Origin of the sequence: Schlesneria sphaerica (genome assembly GCF_044336245.1) — a bacterium.
GTDB lineage: Bacteria > Planctomycetota > Planctomycetia > Planctomycetales > Planctomycetaceae > Schlesneria > Schlesneria sphaerica.
Map to the genome: position 1 here is coordinate 4,875,789 of NZ_CP172346.1, position 16,966 is coordinate 4,892,754.

15 protein-coding genes are annotated in these 16,966 nt (G+C 57.4%); 2 read left to right on the forward strand and 13 right to left on the reverse strand.

Annotated features, from left to right (window positions below; translation table 11 throughout):
- Window positions 1-34: 34 nt before the first annotated feature.
- The 12 genes from ACGY09_RS17775 to rfbF all read right to left on the reverse strand — a co-directional run bounded on the left by ACGY09_RS17775 (window position 35) and on the right by rfbF (window position 12,602).
- The gene (locus ACGY09_RS17775) at window positions 35-1,444 is read right to left on the reverse strand and encodes a COG3014 family protein (protein WP_397568780.1); all 1,410 of its coding nucleotides are present in this window, start codon (window positions 1,442-1,444) and stop codon (window positions 35-37) included.
- A 170-nt stretch (window positions 1,445-1,614) separates the two neighbouring features.
- A complete protein-coding gene (locus tag ACGY09_RS17780) occupies window positions 1,615-2,289 on the reverse strand; it encodes a penicillin-binding protein activator LpoB (RefSeq protein WP_397568781.1) in 675 nt (224 codons plus the stop codon).
- A 291-nt stretch (window positions 2,290-2,580) separates the two neighbouring features.
- Complete coding sequence (locus tag ACGY09_RS17785; RefSeq protein ID WP_397568782.1) at window positions 2,581-3,540, reverse strand: lysophospholipid acyltransferase family protein; 960 nt, start codon at window positions 3,538-3,540, stop codon at window positions 2,581-2,583.
- Window positions 3,541-3,786: 246 nt separating this feature from the next.
- Window positions 3,787-4,620 carry a glycosyltransferase family 2 protein gene (locus ACGY09_RS17790; RefSeq protein ID WP_397568783.1) on the reverse strand — a complete coding sequence of 278 codons (834 nt, stop codon included), beginning with the start codon at window positions 4,618-4,620 and terminating at the stop codon, window positions 3,787-3,789.
- 23 nt (window positions 4,621-4,643) lie between these two features.
- Entirely contained in the window at window positions 4,644-5,639 is a 996-nt protein-coding gene (locus tag ACGY09_RS17795; protein ID WP_397568784.1) for a glycosyltransferase, read from the reverse strand.
- Window positions 5,629-6,642: a glycosyltransferase family 2 protein gene (locus tag ACGY09_RS17800; protein WP_397568785.1), complete on the reverse strand. Its 1,014-nt coding sequence runs from the start codon at window positions 6,640-6,642 to the stop codon at window positions 5,629-5,631. Before ACGY09_RS17800 ends, ACGY09_RS17795 begins: the two co-directional genes overlap by 11 nt.
- A 64-nt stretch (window positions 6,643-6,706) precedes the next feature.
- On the reverse strand, window positions 6,707-7,927 hold the full coding sequence (locus ACGY09_RS17805; RefSeq protein WP_397568786.1) for a class I SAM-dependent methyltransferase: 1,221 nt from the start codon (window positions 7,925-7,927) through the stop codon (window positions 6,707-6,709).
- Complete coding sequence (locus tag ACGY09_RS17810; protein WP_373653634.1) at window positions 7,911-8,822, reverse strand: NAD-dependent epimerase/dehydratase family protein; 912 nt, start codon at window positions 8,820-8,822, stop codon at window positions 7,911-7,913. Before ACGY09_RS17810 ends, ACGY09_RS17805 begins: the two co-directional genes overlap by 17 nt.
- A 22-nt stretch (window positions 8,823-8,844) precedes the next feature.
- Window positions 8,845-9,387 carry a dTDP-4-dehydrorhamnose 3,5-epimerase gene (gene rfbC, locus ACGY09_RS17815; RefSeq protein ID WP_373653633.1) on the reverse strand — a complete coding sequence of 181 codons (543 nt, stop codon included), beginning with the start codon at window positions 9,385-9,387 and terminating at the stop codon, window positions 8,845-8,847.
- Window positions 9,388-9,537: 150 nt separating this feature from the next.
- Window positions 9,538-10,803 carry a class I SAM-dependent methyltransferase gene (locus tag ACGY09_RS17820; RefSeq protein WP_397568787.1) on the reverse strand — a complete coding sequence of 422 codons (1,266 nt, stop codon included), beginning with the start codon at window positions 10,801-10,803 and terminating at the stop codon, window positions 9,538-9,540.
- The gene (locus tag ACGY09_RS17825; protein ID WP_397571886.1) at window positions 10,722-11,771 is read right to left on the reverse strand and encodes a GDP-mannose 4,6-dehydratase; all 1,050 of its coding nucleotides are present in this window, start codon (window positions 11,769-11,771) and stop codon (window positions 10,722-10,724) included. The genes ACGY09_RS17820 and ACGY09_RS17825 overlap by 82 nt, the downstream gene beginning before the upstream one ends.
- A gap of 15 nt (window positions 11,772-11,786) precedes the next feature.
- Window positions 11,787-12,602, reverse strand: coding sequence for a glucose-1-phosphate cytidylyltransferase (gene rfbF, locus ACGY09_RS17830; RefSeq protein WP_397568788.1), 816 nt, complete (start codon window positions 12,600-12,602; stop codon window positions 11,787-11,789).
- 334 nt (window positions 12,603-12,936) lie between these two features.
- On the opposite strand from rfbF, the gene ACGY09_RS17835 reads away from it, so the two are divergent.
- Entirely contained in the window at window positions 12,937-13,341 is a 405-nt protein-coding gene (locus tag ACGY09_RS17835) for a hypothetical protein (RefSeq protein ID WP_373653629.1), read from the forward strand.
- A 344-nt stretch (window positions 13,342-13,685) separates the two neighbouring features.
- Here ACGY09_RS17835 and ACGY09_RS17840 read toward each other — a convergent pair whose 3' ends face one another.
- Complete coding sequence (locus ACGY09_RS17840) at window positions 13,686-14,942, reverse strand: hypothetical protein (protein WP_397568789.1); 1,257 nt, start codon at window positions 14,940-14,942, stop codon at window positions 13,686-13,688.
- A gap of 260 nt (window positions 14,943-15,202) precedes the next feature.
- Here ACGY09_RS17840 and ACGY09_RS17845 point away from each other — a divergent pair, with 260 nt between their 5' ends.
- Window positions 15,203-16,852 carry a DUF1549 domain-containing protein gene (locus ACGY09_RS17845; RefSeq protein WP_397568790.1) on the forward strand — a complete coding sequence of 550 codons (1,650 nt, stop codon included), beginning with the start codon at window positions 15,203-15,205 and terminating at the stop codon, window positions 16,850-16,852.
- The last annotated feature ends 114 nt before the right edge of the window (window positions 16,853-16,966 follow it).

Here is a 16,966-nt window from a genome sequence, read left to right on the forward strand (position 1 = left end):
GTTGAATCAGCCACACGAAGTTTGAGAAAGCCCGTCATTCTTCGTCATATTCACGGGACGATGTCAGCAGTTCTCCTACGAACCGGGACGTTGGCAGATTCCCCAGCAGGTAGGTATGACGTCCTTCTCTGATTCTCACTTTGGTTTGTGCTGGCGTCCCGAAGTCCCCCTGACGTTGCGACGGACGGAGCGTGATCGTGTGCTCACCGACCGGCAGTTCGACCCGGAAAACCTGAATCGTGTCGGGCAACAGACCCCAGCATCGCGTATCGGCAGACTCCGTCGCTTCCCAGGCGACACCCGCAGCGAGGACGCCAAGGCTGAGGAGCGAACCTTTCTGAACATCGGCCATCTCCTGAGCACCGTACAGGATGCCTTTCTTGATGACGCGGCGGGCCACGGCTCGTCCGATGATCGCAGGAAAATGAGCCTGCTGCTGTTGCACGGCCATTTCTCCGATGTCGACCAGTGTGGCCGTCTTTCCGGCCATTTCGCCATTGATCTGAACGGAGACACAGTCGGCCACGGGAACAAAGTTGACGACGCGGGGAATCTTGACAGGGGCGAGCGTCGGGGTCACGTTCCGTTTTCCCAGTGCGTCGAAGATTCGATCTGCCACGAGTAACGCCGCCTGCGTCGGAACCTCGGCCGTTTCCTGCTTGATCGGGCCTCGGCCGACCAGTGCGAAGACATACAGGGCACCATGCCCGCTATGCATGGCAACTTCGTGCTCGCAGCGGTGAATATCGACCTTGGCGTCGCGGAAATTCGGTTCCCATTTTGCGACTTGCACCCGTGCCCGTAACGCATCATTGAGTGTCAGCGGAGATTCCTCGGCGAGCATTCCGCGGATATACGGACCTAGTGCCACCTGCTTGTAAGCGAGTACGGCGGACTGATCTTCTTCTTTATACTTTTCCTCTACGGCCAGCATGATCTGCTGTTGTTTATCCACCATCTGCAGCGCGTAAGCACCGGCATCACCCCCGCCCGACATCAGGTTCGAGAGCGAGAGCATCGCGCGGATCAGCACCTTCTCATAATCTTCCCCGGCATAGGGACGCACTTGATCGTCCGTCAGCATCGAGGCGATTTCCTTGCCCGCGTCGAGCCCCTCAAGTTCATCAAAGCGGTCGCGAACCTGGCGCAGGATCCGTTCTGCATCTTTGGGGCGGCCTGAAGCGAGTTCGATGACAGCCTGATCCAGCATCAGGACATCCTGCTCGCCCTTCCGCTTCTTGAGTTCTTTGGCGAGGGCTTCTTGCGCCATCGGCAGATTGCCGTCGAAGAAAGCAGTCCGGATCGGTTGAAGTCGGTCAAAATGCGTACTGCAACCGCAGTTGAACAGCAGCAGCAGCACGGCAATCCGCGAGCAGCAGGAAAACGCCCGTCGCTTCGAACCGCTTGCAACAGCGCTGCGACATTCAGGCGATGGAATGTTCATGTCGACCTCGGCAGATTCGACTCCCGGCCTTCGTTCACGGTGAGACGTGGGGGAGAGTCTACTGCTCCCCCTCTGTGTCACTTCGTCAACGTCATCGGATCCGGAATGAAGTCTCTCGTCCAATTTCAGACGAATGGACTCGGGGTTGGACGGGGTTACCAATGCTCGTTTCAACCCTGTCCATAGTTCCGAAGTTTACCAAGTTTGGACTTATGATATCCCTTGCGCAATTCGGCCGATTCTTTTTCTGTATGACCGGTTTCGAAGTTGACCAGTTCCAGCGTCAACAGGTAGTCGCGCTGGTAGTCCTTGCCATTGCTGCGCGTCGTGCCCGAGGTAATCGTCGCGTACAGAAAGTAATCGATCGGCTCGCGTTCCTGCTCCATCACCCCGGCCAGTTTCCGTCGCGCACTGGGAGTATAGAGGTCATCAGGACGCAGATTTGCCTGCTGAAGGGCTGCTTTCACCGCACGGATATTGACCAGTTCAAACGTTTCTGATCCGTTAATAATCGTGTCGATCTTTTGATAGATCTGATCGCCAAAGTCACCGATCTCTTCCGAGCTGCGATTGTCCACGTGCAGGAAACAGATGCGCTTCTTGCAGGGCTCGCCGTTGTGCGAGGCCAGTGTGACAGAGCTTTGCTCTCGAGCGAGCAGTTGACCGACGGATTGCTGAATCAGTGGCTCCCATGTCTCTGCACCCGCAGTATGGCTTCCGACCATGTTGGTGTCGGTGGGGCTGAGCACATGAGCGTATTGAGTCCCCTTGCAACCGATCGAGGTCACTGCGACGAGACTCGCAAGCGAGATACTGAATTGGTGAAAGAACTGCCGCCGATCCATGGCTGGCTCCCATAAATTGTCGAATCGTTTCGCGAACGCGTTTTTTTCAACTTCGACCAATACAGACGCAAACTTCAATCGTGGTGCCAACCTGTTAGTCGTGGGAGAATAATAATTGTAACGACGAAACAGGAACAGGCGGCTTTCCCGACTCGGCACGGCTTTCGGCAGGTTCTGCCGGTATCTCAACCTGAATTCGGTCTGTTCCTAGCTCTCTTTAGTAATGGTCTCGCCCGCAGCACTCGACAGGTAAGATGACCTCTTGGATAAGTTGAATGATTCCGGCAGGACTCAGCCAGCCAGACGCTGTTGCACGGGTTTCGCTCGTTTATTCGAGCGAGGTTCGCTTTTCCAGCGGCGATGGATCCAGAAGTATTGTTCGGGGGCTCGCCGGATTGCCCGTTCCAGTGCGGAGGTGAATTGCTGCGTAATCTCACCCACCGGGTCATCGGTTTTCAGTTCACGCGGGTCGATAACGGCTTCGCAACCGACTTCAAAGCGGGACCAGGGCTGACTGCCCGGTTCGTCCTTCAGCCGAATCGAATAGCCCACCATCACTAGAGCGTCGTACTCCAGCGCCAGCAGAGCGATCGATTTGAAGGTGGAAGCGGGCGTGCCGAAGAAATCCACGAAGACACCTCTCGGACCGGCATCCTGATCGCACAGCAGACCCAGGTTTCCTCCCTTAGACAAGAGGGCCACCATTTCATCGAAATCGCCCGATTTCAGCAGCATCCGGTGACCGGTAGTTTCTCGCTGGCGACGGAACCAGTCATGCAGGTAGGGGTTATCCATCTCGCGCGCGACGATTCCCATGGGGAACCCCCATAGACCGAACAGGGCCGTTCCAATCTCCCAGTTTCCGAAGTGGCCGCCGAGCATCAGCACACGCCGTCCGGAACAGATCGCTTCATTGGTGCTAGTAAAGTCGGCGAAGTCGACGATCTTCCGGTACGAGTGCAGATGCAGCTTGCGGGGGCACTGTACGGTCTCGGCAATCGTCCGGAACAGATGAACCCACATTTCGTAAACGAGATTTTCGATCTCTTTCTCGGAATAGCGGTCACCGAAGGCGCGCACGAGATTTTCAGAGGCAACCTTGTATCTCGTCCATTTCCGGGGCAGCCAGTAATGGATCACTGTCGCCAGGCACCTTGCCACCCAGGCGGTCGCCGCAGGTGAAAGGGAGTCAATCACACAAACGAATGTCTGAAAGACGAGATATTCAAGTCGATGACGCAGAGAAAGCATAACGTGAGCACTTCCTTGTGGTGGTCAGATCCTTCACGGGGCGTCCAGCAGCTGGTTCTGCAGAAACGTGGTGACCTGACCTCGCTCATTTCATTCCATGAAACATCCTCATCAGATGAGGCACGATTACCATAGCGGATTGTGCAGCGAAAAGGCCACAGGTCCGCGAACTTCGTCTGCCGGGTCTGCTCCCAAAATCGAACACTGTCTCCTTGTCCCCAACCGAGTCCGGCCGTGTGGCGCGTGTCAACTGGCGACCTTCAGTGACTTCCGTGTGTTCATATTTTTATCCAATGAGGCATCTTCGAGAAGTTGCTGGATTTCTGCTTGCTGGAAGAACCGACGCAGACGTGACTTTCCTCGCCACAGGTGCAGCAGCCGGCTTTCGGCTTGCAGTTCCGGTAACAGCAATTCAGTCGCATGGTTCAGATGGACGACCCGTTGCGAGACATCGCGTGGGTCGAGCAGGCGACATTCATAACCGAGTTTGACGAGGTCGTGGTGCAACCCCTGACCGGCGGTCAGAGTGGCGTGATCGGTGTACGTCAATCCGTGCTGATCCATGATGCGGCGACGGTAGAGCGCACAATGGCTGCGAATATAGGGCTGTCGATTGTTCTTTCGCACGGGCCGAAACCGCTTCCACCATGTGAGCATGTCTTCGACTTGTCTCAGCGATTCCTGAAGGGGGGAACGGAGCACCAGCTTATCGGTTCCGATAGCGGCAATTGAGTCGTCGGCCAGCATCGGGTCGAGATGGAACTTCAACCAGTCTTCCCGAATGGGGATGGTGTCCGTATGAACGGTCAGCACAAACGGAGCGCGCGCTTCCTGAAATCCGATGGCGACAGCCTCGCGATGGGCCAGGCTTCCGGTCGCAATGTCTCCCGTCCGTTCAATCAATCGGATCCATTCGACACTGCGCAAGTAGTCGAGCGAGGCGGCTCCTTTCGATGCGTTATCCACCAAGATCACCTCATAGTCGTAGTCGTGGGTAAACTTCCGGATACTGCGCAGGCAGAGCTTCGCCAGTTCGGGCGTCTGAAAGTGGGGGACAATGATGGAGACAAAGGGCTTCATGCTGGGTCGGTTCCGTGATGCGATCAGACGCGTGAGGGTGTGGGTTTGACTTGCCACCATTGCTGGAGTCGGATGAGCTTTCGGCGCCACCAGGGAAGACTGTCTCGCCAGATGGCTTGATCGGCAAGTTCTTCGGCCTGGGCGATGACGGGCTGCCAGCGCGTCAGTTCCGGATGAACGGGTATCAGCCGCTCTTCCAGAAACAGGCGGAGGTCCGACAGGCGTTCGCGCCGTCGAAGTCGCTGTTCGCACCGACGTGAAAAGCCGAGCCGCTTCTGGCGATAGCGTCCGACCGGCCGACGCACTCCGCATGTCTGGCCGGGATGCAGACGATAGCGGGTCAACAGTTCTGGTGAAGCAACGCCATGATAGCCCATCAGTTCACACATGACGGACAGCCAGTGGTCATGGACCCAGGATTGAGGAATGGGTGACAGCGCGCGGATGCAGTTGGCCCTCAAGAGCATCGTCGCACCGAGAATCCGATCGGACTGGAGCAGCAGGTGGCGGGCGCTGGAGTCGCCCTGTTGCAGAAACTCGTGCGGCGTGCAGCGGTACTGTTCCCAAAGTCGATGATGCTGCGGCTGGCCATCATTGCCGATCATCTCTGCATCGGAACACGCGTAGCCTGCCTGCGGGTGCTGCCCCAGCAATGCAGCAAGACGTGCCAGTTTGTCTGGTCTCCATTCATCGTCCTGATCGGATAGCGCGATGAATTCACCCGCACAGCGCTGCAGGGTCTGATCAAAGTTTGCTCCGACACCCAGTCGCTGTGGATTCTGGAAGAACCGAACGGGGAACGGCGCGACGCGTGCGAAGTCCTCTATCAGTCGGGCTGTTGAGTCGGTCGATCCATCATCACCGACAACCAGTTCGTCGGGAAGTCGCGACTGAGAAAGGTAGCTGTCCAGTTGGGCGGGCAGGTATCGCTCGCCGTTATACGTACACAGGGCGATTGAAATGGTCCCCGACCGTCCCCCGACGGGGTGGGGCATGTCGCGTATGGCTTCAGGCGGCATTCAGTGACTCCTGCTTCACTTCGTTGTCGCGTGAAGTATTCATGGGGACGGTCTCTTTCGAGGGCTCGGTCAGGGCTCGGCAGCGAATCGTCTGGGCACCCATTCCCAGGACCTGGCGGATTCCCGTTTCGAGTCCGATCCAGCACCACAGGAGCGAAATTTTGGCAATCCGAATTGCGGTCTGAACAATGTTCTTGCGGCGAAGATGATGGAGATAGACGTACTTCCATGCTTTCAGGACACCACCGACGCGCTGGCCGGGAGGAAGTCGTTGCCAACTGAGTCGCGTCATGTGGCAGGCATCGATGCCCCACATCTGCATGGTCTGTCGATAGGTCAGCCGGCGACGTGCACGGTGGTCTGACGTGTAATAGAAGATCGCCGCTTCGTCACCCACAACCCGATTGGTCAGCAGGACGCCCCATAGCCAGATCACATCTCCTGAGAGCATGGGATACTGCTTCCACTCGGGTGCCGTTTGCTGGATCCAGTTCGTGCGGTAAAGACCGTAGAGCCACAGACAGGCTTTGAAGTGTTCTGTATAGACCTGAAGTGTCTTGTCTGGATTCTGATTTGGAGCAGCGGGGATTCGCTCCTGCTGCGTACTACCATCCCGCAGCGTCGTTTCGACCTGGCAGAGGGGCGTTGCCAGCACGGCCGCGGGGCATTCGTCGAGCTTGCGAGCGAGGACTTCCAGGTAAATGGGGGACCAGCAGTCGTCGTGAGCCGCCCACATGAAGTAGGCTCCTCGGGCCTGCTGCGTAACCCAGATAAAGTTGGCGACAGCGCCGATGTTGACCGGCTGCCGTGTCAGTCGAATGCGGGAATCGCGACGGGCGTATTCTTCAGTCACACGTCTGGTTGCGTCATCAGTGGACGCGTTGTCCGAGATGATCAGCTCAAAATTGGTATGCGTCTGAGCAAGGAGGGCATCGAGGGCGCGAGGAAGGAACTCGCCTCCGTTGTAGACGGGCATTCCGATCGAGATCAGTGGATTTGGCATCAATGGGTCCTCAACACTTGTCCCCGGCGGGACACAGCGGGCCAGAGTGTACTTGCAGCGCGGCTCAGATTGTTGGAGCCTCGAGCTGGCCCGACTCGGACAGAACGCCATCGTGCATCAAGTCGATGATTTCCGTGGACAGGCCCAGACTCGACAGACGTTGCGAGATTTCGTCTCGATAATTGGGGTTCAGGACGAGCACACAGGTAGGTTGCAGTTCCTGCAGGCTGTCCGGGGCAATAATCGGGTGCTGACTCCCTGCGAGGTATTTCCCCTGCTTGCTGGGGTTCACATCGACGATCGCTTCGATCCAGTGATGATCGGGGTCCACCAGATTCGCAAACGTGACCGCTTTCGCCCCCGCCCCCCAGACGACCAGCGGGCCTCTTGCAGACTCGGCCTGAATGAGTTCCCGCCAGACTCGGTTTCGTCTTGCTTCGACGTCCTTGAACCTGCGGGCGTTTTCCGGAGTCGTTCCCGGCTGCAGCGTCACTTGTGGGGTGACTGCCGTGGGCCGCGCGTGCAGCCACAGGTACTGCTCACCAAAGACGTGACGCACCGATTCCACGTGAAAGCGATTTCGTGTGAACAGAGTCGAAAGCGATGCCGCGGTGAAGAGAGAGCAATGTTCATAGAAGAAATCCCATGTCACTTCGTTCTCCAGAATCCAGTCGACGGAGGGAGTTTCGAAAAACACATGCGCTTCGGGGTTGGACTCGACGGCACTGCGCACCGCGCGAACGATTTCATTCGGTCGGGTAATGTGTTCGATCACGTGTCGACAGATGACGATATCGGCTTTGAGGTCAGCGCTGCTGGCATCGTAGAACCGCTTCTCGAACTTCAATCGTCCGTCAAGAACGACATCGGGGCCCAGATAGCTGGGATCGAAACCGTACCCGCGGGCACGGGGATCCGTTCGCAACAGACGCTTGATGAAATCCCCTTTTCCGCAGCCCACCTCGACAATCGTTGCACCGCGCATGCCGGAATCACGCAGGACTGTGCCCACAAGCTGATCGACGTATTCATTGAATGCGGGGGAATGGACTTGTGTGTTTTCGTAGTTCTGGTTGTAGCTCATCAACCGGTCGTCGAAGGCACGGTTGAAAACGAAACCGCATGTGGAGCAGACATGCATAGCGAGGCGGCCACGTTTGATCTGTGAAGCCTCTTCGGGGCTGGCCATCAGCAGGTTCTGGTGGACCGGGACCGAGGGACGATCCAGAAATAAACTGGTCGACGGGGAATCACAGACCGGACAATTCTCAGCAGGCAATGTCATGGGATTCTCCTCTGTACCATTCCAGTGTCGCGTCCAGTCCTGTTGCCAGACTGTGGGCGGGTTTCCAGCCAAGGGTATTGCAAAGACGGTTCACGTCAGCGACGACCAGCGGAGGGTCGCCCGGCGCCGACTCGATCGCACCCAGTTGAATCAAATCCCGGCGGCCCATCCGGTCGGCAAGCTGGAGCACGATCTCGCGAATCGCAACGGGCTCGCCCGAGCCGATGTTGATTGGACCCTGTACGTCACTCTCCAGCAGTGTGACGAGTGCGTCTGCGGCGTCGGCGATATGAAGGAAGTCACGCTGCTGCAGTCCGTGGGAGCAGCGGGCGGGCTGATTTCGCAGCAGCGCGTCAATCACCACACCGGGGATGCGGGATGTGTGACCGTAAGGGCCATACAGGAAGAACAGTCGTCCCCAACCCCAGCTCAGACCTGTCTGTCGCGCGTAACTCGCCAGCGACATCTGCAGCAGATGTTTGCATTGACCGTAGAACGAAGCAGGGGTGAGCGGCGTCGTCTCTTCCCGACAGACTCCGTCCTTCCAGTCATACTCGGCGCAACTGCCGGACATGACGACTCGCTGGCCGCCGTGGTCATGAAACGCCCGCAGCAGCGACTGGCTGGCGATCAGCCAATCGAAGTTCTCGTGGGCCGTCAGATAGCGTCTGGGTTCTGTGATCCAGGCGAGATGCAACAGGTGCGTTGGTTGTACCTCGCGAATCAGGCCCTTGACACTCACCGGGTCCATGAGATCAACCTGATGCCAATCTCCCAGGGAGCCTGACGCAGGCCGGGACGAGATGACGTGAATCTCGTAGCCTCGCTGACTCAAAGCTGGAAGACAGTGGCGACCTACGAAGCCACTGCCAGCGGTAACCAGAACCCGTTTCATTGCGGATCGACCTCAAAAGAAGCTACGAAACGGATGGCACATCAAAATCGGGGTACAAACGATCTCGTTCGGAGATCACGGCGGGCAATTGCGGCCACTCGATCCCGAGCGCGGGATCATCCCAGCGAACGCCACGAGCGCTCGCCGGATGAAATGGAACCGACATCTGATAGAAGACTTCTGTGGAATCGGCGCGCGTCAGAAATCCGTGAGCGATGGACGGCGGAATATATAGCATGAGTCGATTCTCGGCGGTCAACTCGATGCCGAACCAGCGGAGGTAGCTGGGGGAATCGGGACGCAGATCGACGATCACATCGAAGATGGCCCCCCTCGTACAGCGGACGATCTTCGTTTCACCATGCGGGGCGGCCTGATAGTGCATTCCTCTGAGTGTGCCGCTGCGATGGTTAAACGACAGGTTGCACTGCGAGATGCCGGTCTCCAGACCCTGCTGTTCCAGTTCCTGCTGACACCAGGTACGGGCGAAGAATCCCCGTTCGTCCTCGAGCCGTTCAGGCTCGATCACGTAGGCACCCTGGATCAATGTTTCCTGGAATTTCATAATCTCTTTGAGCAATCCCGCGGTACGAATCAAAACTGACGGACGTTCTAAGGCTCTTCCTGCGGCTTTCGTGTTTTTCGAGCAGAGGGAAGGGGGGGGGCAATGTCTGACCTTCCCGGGGTGCCACCTGGCTCAAGGGTGACACGCACTTCAAGCGACCCGAACCTCAGGAATCGGGATGATGAATTTACCCCCCTGCTGACGATAGGCTGATTGCTGCTTCAGGATTTCGTCTGCGAAGTTCCACGTCAGCAGCAGGCAATAGTCTGGTTGATCTTCGACAAGCCGCGCGGGGTCACAGATCTTCAGTCGCGTCCCGGGGGTGTAAAGTCCCTGTTTGATCGTGCTTCTGTCCACCACGTAATCGAGGACATCCGCGCCGATTCCAAAGTAATTCAGCAGGGTGCTTCCCTTTGCCGATGCCCCATATACGGCGATGCTTTTCCCCTGCGACTTCAGATCTGTCAGCAGCCCCGTCAGGCTCTGACGCAGAGACTCGACGCGAGCCCCGAATTGACCGTAGATGTCGTTGTTTCGGACCCAGGCCGCTTCTTCCTGGAGCAGTTTGGTCACGGACGGCTGTACCTGCGCGGAGGCAGAGTGAGCGGCGAAGATTCGCAACGACCCGCCGTGAATGGCCAGACGTTCGACATTCACGATCGTCAGGCCATGCTGCTGGAACAGCCGCGCTAACGCTGTGAGCGAGAAGTAACAGAGATGTTCATGATAGATCGTGTCGAATTCGACGTGGTCGATCAGATCTTTCAGATACGGAGCTTCAACGACAACGATGCCGTCCGGTTTCAGCAGGGTGGCAAACCCGGCGACGACACCGTTCAGATCGGCGACGTGAGCCAGCACGTTGTTCGCATGAATGACATCGGCCCTGTGCCCGGATCGGACAAGGTCTTCGGCGATCTGGCGCCCGAAGAATTCGCTGATGGTCCGGACCCCACGCTCGGCCTGGGCGACCCTGGCGATGTTCTGTGCGGGTTCAATGCCCAGGACCGGGACTCCCGCTTTGTGATACCACTGCAGGAGATACCCGTCGTTGCTGGCGATTTCGACGGCCAGACTCTGGGGACCGAGCTTTCGCTCTGTTCGAATCCGGTCAGCAATGGTCCGCGCGTGCGCGACCATGGTGTCGGAGAACGACGAGAAGTAAGCATATTCCCGAAACAGAATTTCCGGCGGAACGGTCTCGGTGATTTGCGCGAGAGAGCAATCGGGGCACCAGGCCAGTTCGAGTGGCCAGCAGGACTCGGCCTGATTCAGTTGATCTTCCCGCAGCAGTGCGTTGGCCAGCGGCGTGTGACCGAGGGAGAGGATCGAGTTTAGGCCGATCTGGCCACAGATTCGACACTCCGCGTCGGTGTGGTGGGCTTTGCCGTTGGCTGAAGATAATTCGTGTACCATTCGATTGTCCTGCGGAGGCCTTCCTCCAATGTGAACAAAGGTTGCCAATTCAAGAGTTCTCGCGCTTTGCGGGCACTCAGGTATTGATGAGGAATCTCGTGACAGGCTTCGCCCAGCACCTCAGGTTCCAGGTCCGATCCCATCTGCTGCAGGACCATCTGAACAATTTCCAGCACCGACAGTTGAATCTCGGTCGACAGATTGAATGCCGACCCCGCCAGTTCCGGGCGACGTGCGAGTTGCTCGGTGAGAAACATGTATGCGGCAGCACCGTCTTCGACATAGAAATAGTCGCGAACGAATGAGCCGTCGGAGCGGATGACGGGACGTTGATTGCGGAAGACCGACCGGATCGTTCCGGGGATAATGCGATTCCAGTTCAGGTCGCCGCCGCCATAGAAATTGCCGCAGCGCGTGATGATCACCGGCAGCCCGTAGGTGACAGCATACGACTGAGCGATCAGATCGCTGCAGGACTTGCTGACATCGTAGGGGTGGCGTCCTTCAAGCGGGGTCTCTTCCGTGTAGGGAAGTGTCCTGGCTTCACCGTACGCCTTGTCTGAAGAGGCGACGATAATCTGGTTCACCCTGGGTGAGCGGCGGCAGGCTTCCAGCAGCTTCCAGGTCCCACCAATGTTGGCCTCGAATGTCGAGACGGGATTGCGGTTCGCGATTCCGACGATCGTCTGGGCAGCCAGATGGATCACCGTGCTGATTTCAAATTCCCCGAGAGCCCGTTCGATCAGCGACTGGTCGCACAGATCGCCGCTGACGACGGTCACGCGATCGATCATGCGACTTTGATAGAGCTCGGAATGCGGAGTCCAGTCACGGACCAGACAGACGACATCCGCCTCGGCTTCCAGCAACCGCCGAATCAGCCAGCCGCCGACGAGTCCTGTCGCACCCGTCACGAAGACGCGTCGATCTCGCCAGAATGATTTGTCAAAACGGTTGACGCTATGCATCATGAGATTGTCCGATCACGCCGCTTTCGGGTGTAGTTTGATCACGGGAGGCGGGGTTGCCTGATCCCAGGTATTCCACGGCGGATTACCGCTTTGCCAGAGTTGCTCGAGGTAGTGCTTGTCTCGCAGCGTATCCATGCACTGCCAGAAACCTTCGTGCTCGAACGCCGCCAGTTGCCCGTCCGCCGCCACGCGATTGAGAGCGTCGATTTCCAGGCTTTCTGAGTCGTTCGACAGGTACTCGAAAATGGCCGGTTCAAAGACCAGAAAGCCACCGTTGATCCAGCCTTCCCCTTTGACCGATTTCTCGGTGAAGCAGTTGACGACACCATCTTCGATGGTCAGTCCGCCAAACCGAGCGGGGGGGCGAACCGCGGTCACAGTGGCGATTTTCCCCATGCGGCGATGAAAGGCGAGAAGCTCGTTAATGTCGACGTTACAGACCCCGTCGCCGTAAGTCATCATGAAGGTGTCGTCGGCCAGCCAGCGACGTAAACGAAGAATTCGTCCGCCGGTCATTGTCTGGATGCCGGTATCGATCAGATTCACGCACCAGCGGTCAACTTCGACTTCGGACCGTTTGACGGAACTTTTCATGAAGTCGATCGAGAGGTTTCCCGCGAGATTATAGCGATCAAGAAAGTAGTTCTTGATGAAGTCGCCCATATAACCCAGGGCAAGATAGAAGTCATTGCACCCAAAGTGGGCGTAGTGCTTCATGATGTGCCAGAGAATTGGCTTACCACCAATTTCGACCATCGGTTTTGGACGGGTCGTCGTTTCCTCTTGAAGACGAGTCCCCATACCTCCGGCGAGAATCACGACTCGCATTATTTGCCCCGTACAAATCCATTTGGGAGCGGATCAGATTCATCAATGAATCTGGACCAGGATGTCTCACGATTGTCGTTTTGACAATTTCCCCGAGACAAGTCGGCTGCGGAATGTAAGAGTGGCCTCCCACAGTGTCAAGATCATCCAAAGTTGAAAAATCCCTCGATTGAATGCGTGATTGAGGTCCGCGAGTGCTGAATTTCCGACAAATCGGCGTCGTGGAAGATGATGGAAGCGGCACAATTTGCCGGTTTGCACGGGGATTGAATAAATTCCCGCAGCGTGTTATTCCCACGTGGGGGCTTTCAACCTGGCCAGAGGAAGGCGGACGATGCGCGAGTCATTTAGTCAGTCACGAATGAATCGATGCATTCGTATTCAGCAGGAAATTTTGTCGAACTGGCAAGAGACAACTGTCCTGGATTGCACGATCCGGGCGACGGAACCAATCGCGGGTCTCCCGCTGTCGGAACTGCGTCATCAGTACTTTGCGGTCGGATTCGGGACGAACCTGACCGATCTGCCATTCACCGATATGCTGGTGGTCTATTCGATGATCGTGCAGGCGGTGGCGGCACTTCGAGCGAAGGTGGCATCGAACGAAAAGGCGGGAAGGATTCAGTTTCGGATCACCACGGACTTCCCCGACCCCGATGCCGCCCTCATGCTGTCACAGATGAAGATCGAAACACCGTTTGATGAATCACCGTTTCTGGAGTTCGCTCCACCGGAATGAGAACCGGGAACGGCAACTGGCCGATCATATCACTTGACCCCGACGTGGCTGGACAGAGGGAGAAGCGGCCTGCCGACAGGCCGGACCATGGTCAGCTTTGCTTCAACCACCGCCGCCTGCGTGAACTGGAGCATGACACTCAAGGGGGCCGGGGTCTCATCCCTAATCGTCTCGAACCATTCTTCTCTTCACAATTTTAGATTTGGCCACCTGCTCGTCCCGTGGTCTGTAACGCAGGACAAGCGTTGCAGAGCAATCGCGGATATTGCACACGAATGTCCGCAAGTGTCGATGTGGTGGTCAGACGAGATGGGGGAACTCGCCGGTGAGTGAAATGGATACGGTTAGAAGGGCCAGGGGAGAAGGATGCCGTGATGTTGGAAGAGTACGGCTCGGCCCGCGGCTCCGATGGCCGGGGTAAAGAAGAGAACGAAGACGTAGAATCCCAGCAGAGGGATGAGCAACAGGGAGAGGCTCCATCGCAGAACGAGCCAGGCACGTTGCTGGACTTGTGTCGCTCGAGCGTAGGCCCAGCCGATCAGGATCTTCGCCGGATAAATTGTCGCGATGAAGATGGGCGTCAGCAGCCAGTAAACGTCCTGGGGAAGTGCGGCGATCTTGAAGAGATACAGCGGCAGGGAAAGAGCGTACAGCATCACGATGGAGAGAAACATGACGAGTGGTGCATGGCGGTAAAGTTCGCGAATTGCACGCAGTTCGAACATGGCACGTGAGCGGTTTTCTGCTGCAAAGCGCGCTTGCAGAAACGGTACCCAGCTCAGCACGACGAGCAGGATGAGACCTCCCAACAGCATGAGGATGACTTGTCCGGGCTTGGATGTGTCACGCAGCGATGCAAAGAGTGCTGTGGGAACGGCCAGCCATGCGAATGCCAGAGCAAATCCTCTTGCCCCCAGCCAGAAGTGATACCGTAGCCCAAGAGCTGCGATGAATTCGTACACCGTATTTCCGGCCAGGCGAAGATAATCACCCTGCCGCCACCGTTTCCAGAGCCACAGTCCGTTCAGGGGGGTAGGCCAGAAGAAGAGCGACAAACGCCCACCACGAGCGATTGCCAGTGTCAGATGAACTGACACAAACGCAGAGAAGGCGACCAGACCGATCTGCCAGGCGGCAGCGACCGGTGAAGCGGGGGCGATCAGCCTGGCATCACTTGCGGCATCCCCGACGAAGCGAACCGCCCACCACCAGAACCCGAGGCCCGCGGCGATGGAGCCGAGTTTCGGCGCTAAGGGGAGCAAGGGGAACGCGTTCCTTAGCTTACCCGTTCTCGCGACACGCCCTTCGGCGTCGAGCAGATATCCCAGCGCCAGAAAATTCACGATCGGAATCGCCGCCAGAGCGGCCAGGAACAGAACGAGGCTGACCAGGCCGAATCCGAGTTCCCAGACCCAATACGCCGCTTTCAGCGGGTGTCTCAGGGGATGAGGGAAGGGCCGCAAATGATGAAAGTCAGGGGATGGATCAGCGGGTGCCGGAGCCAATTCGCTCGGTACGGTCGTGTGCTCAGCGGTGTCGCTCGTGAACTCCTCGAGTGGAGCACCGACCTGTTCCAGTACGTGGGGTGCGGATTCATGCACAACGACATCCTCAAGGTTTTTCTGCGGGCGACAGATTCTACCCTGTTAGAATGGGAACGGTTGCATGGGGGGCGTGAAACTTTCCGATGGGGCCAAAGGTATTTCAGAAAGGACGACGAGGTCTGGGACCAACCACAAAGCGTCTGTCAGGAACTCATGTTGTTGAACTGGTGATGATGGGATCTCGTTGCGCGACGAGTTCGACTGATCGAGATGGCCGGCTAAAGCCAGACACAGACGCCTAACGTGAGACGAATATCGTGACGAACGTTCGCTCAAACTGGGGACCGACGCTGGCGCCGCTGATGGTGGTCGCCGGCCTTGTTGTGCTTGTTGTCTCGGCTGCCAGAAGTTCGAGTATTCCGGCACGGCCCACGATGCCTGCGGCGGTGACGTCGGATATCAGTTCCATCGTGGCGCAAGTCGACCAGCTCTTCGCGGATCAATGGCGTGAAGCGAAGATTGAACCCGCGCTGCCGGCGGACGAGTTGGCTCTCTTTCGACGACTGTCGCTGGTGCTGCACGGAACGGCCCCGTCACTCGAGGAAATCCGGCGATTTGAGACCGATTATGGGAGTGACCGGATTGCGCGATGGACGGCGGAAATGCTGGCCGACCGACGCTTCGCAAACTATTTCACGCGAAGGTTCTCGCGGTTTCTGGTGGGGGCGGAAGAGGGGCAGGTGCTTGTCTTTCGTCGAGACCGCTTCTGGGCATGGATGAGCGATCAACTGCATGCGAATCGCCCCTACGACGAGATTGTGCGGGCCATGATCTCGGAACGAGGTCTCTGGACGGACAAGCCGGAAGTCAACTTCGTGGCGGCGGTCGTGAATGAAGGTGTCGTCGACCACAACAAACTGGCTGGACGAACGGCGCGTGCTTTCCTGGGGCAGCGAATCGACTGTGCTGAGTGTCACAACCATCCGTTTGCCAACTGGAAGCAGTCGCAGTTTGAAGGTCTCGCAGCGTGCTATGGTGAGCTGAATATCTCGCCTGTGGGCGTCGAGGATAATCAGGTCGACAAGACGGTGGCACCCTATCGCTTGCAGGATCGAGTCACATTAAACGACAGGGACGTGGTACCCGCTGTCCCCTATCACGAAGAGTGGATGCCATCAGAGGGGACGACGCGAGCACGGCTCGCCGCCTGGGTGACTCATCCAGCGAATCGTCGATTCGACCGCGCCATTGTGAACCGCGTCTGGGGGCTGATGTTTGGCAAGCCGTGGATTCAGCCAGTCGATGATCTGCCTGATCCCGGTGATGAGCATCCTGTCCCGACGGACTTGCTCGACGTGCTCGGGGCCGACTTCCGCGTCCACGGCTGCGACTTGAAACGTCTGATTACTGTCATCGCTGCATCGCGTCCGTTTCGACTTTCCTCGCAACACCCTTCGTTTGAAACAGGGGAAAATGTCGAACTCATCGAGCAGGTCTGGGGAGCGTTTCCGATCAGCCGGTTACGTCCTGAACAGGTGATTGGCGCGATGCTGCAGGCCTCGTCCATCAAGACGCTGGACCACAACTCACACTGGACGATGCGTGCCATTCGGTTCTTCAAAGAACTCAATTTCGTTAAAGAGTATGGTGATCTTGGTGATGAAGAACTGACCGAGCGAGCGGGAACGATTCCTCAGGCGCTGCTGCGCATGAATAGTGAGTTTGCGGCTGAGTGGTCCAAGAGCACGATCTTTAGTGCCGCAGGTCGGATTGCGGGCATGGCCCCCAATGACGAATCCTGTTTGGATAACTGTTTTCTGATTTGCTTAACGCGTCATCCCACGGCCGAAGAACGGGCCACATTGATCCCGCAACTGGAAGGAACCAAAGGTGACGACCGCGCCTATGTCGTAGAGGATCTCTTCTGGACACTGTTCAATTCGCCTGAGTTCTGCTGGGGGCACTGAGGCAGGTCTGTGTGGCTTCGGCGAATCGAGCGGTCGGAATGGAGGCTTTGTTCGTCCGAACTGTCTGCTTTCACGGCGAATCCCTTTACCCACATCCGGACCTCTGACACGAGG